This is a genomic window from Thauera sp. 2A1 (genome assembly GCF_009469595.2).
In the GTDB taxonomy this organism is placed as follows: Bacteria; Pseudomonadota; Gammaproteobacteria; order Burkholderiales; family Rhodocyclaceae; genus Thauera.
Window position 1 is genome coordinate 1 of the sequence record NZ_SSXV01000047.1, and the last position, 4,685, is coordinate 4,685.

Genomic DNA, 4,685 nt, shown 5'->3' on the forward strand with positions numbered 1-4,685 from the left:
TCAGGGCCAGCAGACATCGGGTCTGCACAACAGGCCGGATATAAGACTGCAGCCAGATCCTCAAGCGTCAAATGCAAACTTCACTTGCCAAACCGGGAGGCGTCCATATAAGCGGGCTTGACCGCGATAACCCAGCCGAATCGCAACCATGCCCCAACCAGCAATCCAGCTCGAGCCGCGCTATCCTCGATTCATGTCCGATCCAACCGGGGACCCAAAACGATGTCCGACGCTCCCGTTCCCGCCGGCGCAAAGCGCTGGCCCAATGTGCCGGCCTGCTACGGCTGGCTGTCGCTCGACCGCCGCGGCGGCTGGCGCCTGCAGGGCGAACAGCTGACCCACGCAGGCCTCGTCGCCTTCCTCAACGCTCATTACGAAGCCGATGAACTCGGCGCCTGGCTGGTCAACAACGGCCCGCAGAAAGTCTTCGCCCGCCTCGACTACACGCCCTGGGTGCTGAGGCTGGAGGCCGACGGCCGCATCAGCACCCACACCGGCATCGACGCCGGGCCGGTCGACGCGCTCTATCTCGACGAGGAAGGCAGCGCGCTGCTGCACACCGCGCACGGCATCGGCCTGCTCGACGACCGAGACCTGCCACGCCTGCTGGCAGAATGCCGCCTCGCCGACGACAGCCCGGCGGACGACGACACGCTGATGGCGCTGATGACCGGCCCTGAAGCGGAACGGCCGCGGGTGCGCTGGCGCGAGCTGCCGCTGCAGCCGATCCGGCGCAACGATGTCGCCGCGCGCTTCGGCTTCGTGGCGGACCCCGCGCCTGCTGCGGAACCATGAGCGACGCCGACGCACCGACTCCGCCCGCCACCGCGAGCTTCCGCTTCTACGAGGAGCTGAACGATTTCCTCGCGCCGCAGCATCGCCGCCACGAATTCCAGGCGTGCTGCGCGCGGGCGGCGACGGTCAAACACATGATCGAGGCGCTCGGCGTACCGCACACCGAGGTGGAGCTGGTGCTGGTCAATGGCGAATCGAGCACCTTCGACCGCCTGCTGCGCGACGGCGACCGGGTGTCGGTCTATCCGCGCTTCGAGACCTTCGACATCACGCCGCTGCTGCGCGTACGCGAGCATCCACTGCGCGAAACGCGCTTCATCGCCGACGCCCATCTCGGCGGCCTCGCCCACCTGCTGCGCCTGACCGGCTTCGACACGCTCTACGACAACCACTACGCCGATGAAGAGATCGAGCTCATCGCCGGACGAGAACACCGCATCGTGCTGACGCGCGACCGCGAGTTGCTCAAGCGCCGCACCATCACCCACGGCTGCTTCGTGCATGCGCTGAAACCCGCGCTTCAGATCGCCGAAATCTTCGAGCGCCTCGACCTCGCGCGCAGCGCGCGGCCCTTCACGCTTTGCCTGGAGTGCAATACGCCGTTGCGCGCGATCGACAAGGCCGCGATCGAGGATCGCTTACCCGAGGGCGTGCGCGAACGCCACCAGCGCTTCAGCACCTGCGATGGCTGCCAGCGCATTTTCTGGGAAGGCTCGCACTGGCAGCGCATGCGGCGGCTGGTGGAGACGCTGTTGGCGCAGCCGGATTGAAGATCCGGCTCCTGCGATTTGGCGGCGCTGCATGTGGATGCGATCGGCTGGCACTGTCGCAGTGCGGCCAGGAACAGTACGCCAGCAAACCGGCATTCCACGCGGGTGCCGCCGTCCTCGCTCTCGTAGAGCTGAAATTCGCCGGGTTGGGGGTTTGGAGGTCGGTCATCGTCGATCTCAGCCCACCAACCTCGAGAGCTGTGGATCATTGCGCAGCAGCAGGCACCAGCGCGCAACGGCGGACAGCTCGGCAGCCGGATCCGTCATTTCGCGAATTCGGCCACGTACCTCCGTCAACTTGGCTTTGGCTGCCGGGTTATTCCCTGCTCCGCAGCGTGCCTTGGCCTTGTGGAAATCCTCGATCAAGCCATTCACCCTTTGCCAGACCTTGCGGCGTGCTTCGGCGAGGGGAACATGCTCGTTGAGCTTCAGGCGCTTGACCGTTTCTTGAACACGCTGCTGCTCCCAGTCTGATGCACCCGGCGCAGGGATGACTTTGCCCTCCTCGTCAAACGCGATCAAAGAGACATCGTCATCGTCAATGGGATCAAGCAGGTAACGCGCTTCCGACTCTTCGCAAGGCGCGGCGTAGGTCGAACACAGCGAGCCTTGCTGCAATGGAAACCAGCCGCCCTTTTTGCGATTCCCCACGTTACCGCACGCCCGGAAATTCATGTAATCGAAGGCCAGCCACCAGTAGCCATCGCGTTCCGCGCCATCCAGCGCCTTGGCTTCTTTCTTGGGCCGGAAATGCTCCACGTCGTAGTGCGAATACAGCTCTCGCACCTCGGAAAACCAACACTTGCGGGCGGACAGCGCCAACAGCCATTCTTTCAAGGCACCCCAGTGCCCGCCATTGGCGTCAATCAGCGCATTGCGCTCATCGCGCTTGCCAGCGGCTTCCAATGCCGCCATCTGGGCGACGAGCTGCTTCGACTTTGCCAGCCATGCGTCCCATTGCGCCTGCGTCCACGGTGTCCAGCCCGGGATGTTGGTGTCTGTTGGCTTCTTGTGCTCCAAATCAATGAAGATCACTCGCCCCCTCCTCTCGCAGGATTTCACCGATGATGTCGTCGGCGATGCGGTCCTGCTCAGCCTGCTCCTCGGGCGTAAGCGTCGGTTTGCGGAACTTGCGGTGCTGCGCCATCTTGCGTACGAACAAGGCGTAATCCGGGTCACGAAAATCGGCCGTGGAAAAACCCAGGTCAGCCAGCTCGGCCGAAAGGCGGGAAAGCTCGGCGTCTTCCTCTGCCGTGCGGGGCGACTTCACGAACAACTCGTTGCGGCGGAACAGGCGCCGCTCGGTTTCGATGTCCAGCGTCGATGACAGGCCAAACAGGTCGCTCTTGAGCAGCCCGGTCACGCCCATGCCCTGCGGGTGCTCGTCGGGCACCTCCACGACGGTACGCTGGCCCTGACGGCGCAGGATGTGCACCTGCTCGCGCTTGAGGCTGCCGACCATCATCGGGTCATGGGTGGTGATGAGAATCTGCGACTCGCCGTGCATCAAGTTGCCTTCGTCGCCGCTCAGCACCCCTTCGATGTCGTCGAAGTAGCGCAGCTTCCAGATCGGGTTCAGGTGCGTATCCGGCTCGTCGAGCAGGAACAGGCAGTGGTCTTCGCGGGTGATGCGCATCAGGCCCAGCACAGTGAGCATTTGCAGCTCGCCTTCGGAGAGCTGGGTGAAGCTCACCTTGCCGCCGTGTTCGTCGCGCTTCTTCACAGTGATGCGCACCTCGTCGATCAGGTCACCGATGTAGGCGCCTTCGGCGTAGCGGAAGAAGCTGTCTGTGCCGCCCACCAGTTCGCCCAGCTGCTGGAGCTTGGCGTGGCTGGGCACGAACAGGTAAAGCTGTTTCTGCTTCTCGGAGCGGCCGCGAAAATCGATCTGCTTGGTGGCCTCCTGCTCGATGGGTGCCCACGCCACCTGCCACAGTTTGTCGAGGAACTCGCTGACCACATTGCCGCGCGCATACCAGAAGCGCGGGTCGCCCTCGTTCAGCTCGTTCTCGTCGAACTTGCCGCCGCGGCGCTTTTCGCGCAGGCGGTGCGGCTCCTTCAGCACGAACAGCGCGGATTCCAGCGACTCGATGTGCAGGTTCTTCAGGACCTTCTGGAATACCGGGTCATCCGACAGCAGGCAGGCTAGCAGCACCAACTGGCTGTGGCCACCGCGGCAGTAGAACAGCCGGCGCAGGCGGTCGTCGCCGGCCTGCTTCAGCCGGGCTTCGCGGCGGCGTTTGGCCTCTTCCAGGGCGCGGATGTCCGCCTCGCTGGCAGTGAAGTTCTCCAGCAACTGTTCGGGCAACACCTCGTCGGCCGTAATCTCCTGGCGCTGGTTGAAACGGCGCTGGTGCTCCTGGAACAAGGCCTCGATGCGCTCGTTGCGACCGGAATAGTAGGCAAAGATGTGCGAGGGCAGCAGCTCGCGGTTCTTCAGCAAATGGCCTTGCGACTCGCTCTTGCCATCCACCCACACGTAGGGCCGTTTCTGTTTGACGGTATCGGCCTGTAGGCGCACCGTGTGGCCGCGGATCTCGTATTCCAGCGTGTAGTCGAGCGCGGCATCGCGGTCGAGATCCACGTCGCGGAAGAGGGTGATCAGCGCCTCGATCAGGTTGGACTTGCCGGTGCCGTTCTGGCCGATCAGGGCATGGCTGCGGATGGACTTGGGCGCCGCATCTGCAGCCATGCCCGGCATGGGCGAGAGCTGCGTCGCGAAGTCGATCACCACGTCCCGCAGATTGCGGAAGTGCGGAATGGCCAGGTGCCGCAGTTGCATGTTCAGGCCCCTGCCGCTGCGGCGGCCTTTTCGCGCACCTCGGCCACCGCAGGCTCGGCAATCCAGCCGTGCGCCACTTCGGTCTTGAGTTGCGCGTAGAAGGCGTCGATCTCGCCGCCGAAGCGCTGCCACAGGTCGCGGGCCGACATCTCGCCGTTGTGACGCACAAGAAGCGTGGCCAGCGGGGCCTGGGCTTTCACGTCGGGCGGGGCCCTCTGGGTCAAGATAGTTGTCGCCTCGATAGAATCTGAACCCCGAGGGCGATAACGGAAGAACGAAGTGGCCAGATACGGACAAGCATTCAAGGACAAAGCGGTCGCACGGTTGTTGCCCCCGGA

Annotated in this window: 5 protein-coding genes; 2 read left to right on the top strand and 3 right to left on the bottom strand. The window is 64.1% G+C overall.

What is annotated here, in order from left to right; all coding sequences use genetic code 11:
• The first annotated feature begins 222 nt into the window (after positions 1-222).
• Together GH664_RS21870 and GH664_RS21875 are read left to right on the top strand one after the other, a co-directional pair.
• Positions 223-795 (top strand): DUF2946 family protein, encoded by a 573-nt coding sequence (locus GH664_RS21870; RefSeq protein ID WP_153170229.1) that lies wholly within the window; start codon positions 223-225, stop codon positions 793-795.
• The gene (locus GH664_RS21875) at positions 792-1,565 is read left to right on the top strand and encodes a Mut7-C RNAse domain-containing protein (protein WP_153170230.1); all 774 of its coding nucleotides are present in this window, start codon (positions 792-794) and stop codon (positions 1,563-1,565) included. Before GH664_RS21870 ends, GH664_RS21875 begins: the two co-directional genes overlap by 4 nt.
• A gap of 177 nt (positions 1,566-1,742) precedes the next feature.
• Here the strand turns inward: GH664_RS21875 and GH664_RS21880 are convergent, their stop codons facing one another.
• The 3 genes from GH664_RS21880 to GH664_RS21890 are packed head-to-tail and all read right to left on the bottom strand — an operon-like array spanning position 1,743 to position 4,571.
• Positions 1,743-2,600 (bottom strand): hypothetical protein, encoded by an 858-nt coding sequence (locus GH664_RS21880; protein WP_153170231.1) that lies wholly within the window; start codon positions 2,598-2,600, stop codon positions 1,743-1,745.
• A complete protein-coding gene (locus GH664_RS21885; protein ID WP_153170232.1) occupies positions 2,587-4,347 on the bottom strand; it encodes an AAA family ATPase in 1,761 nt (586 codons plus the stop codon). Before GH664_RS21885 ends, GH664_RS21880 begins: the two co-directional genes overlap by 14 nt.
• A 2-nt stretch (positions 4,348-4,349) precedes the next feature.
• On the bottom strand, positions 4,350-4,571 hold the full coding sequence (locus GH664_RS21890) for a hypothetical protein (protein ID WP_228111669.1): 222 nt from the start codon (positions 4,569-4,571) through the stop codon (positions 4,350-4,352).
• Positions 4,572-4,685: the final 114 nt, after the last annotated feature.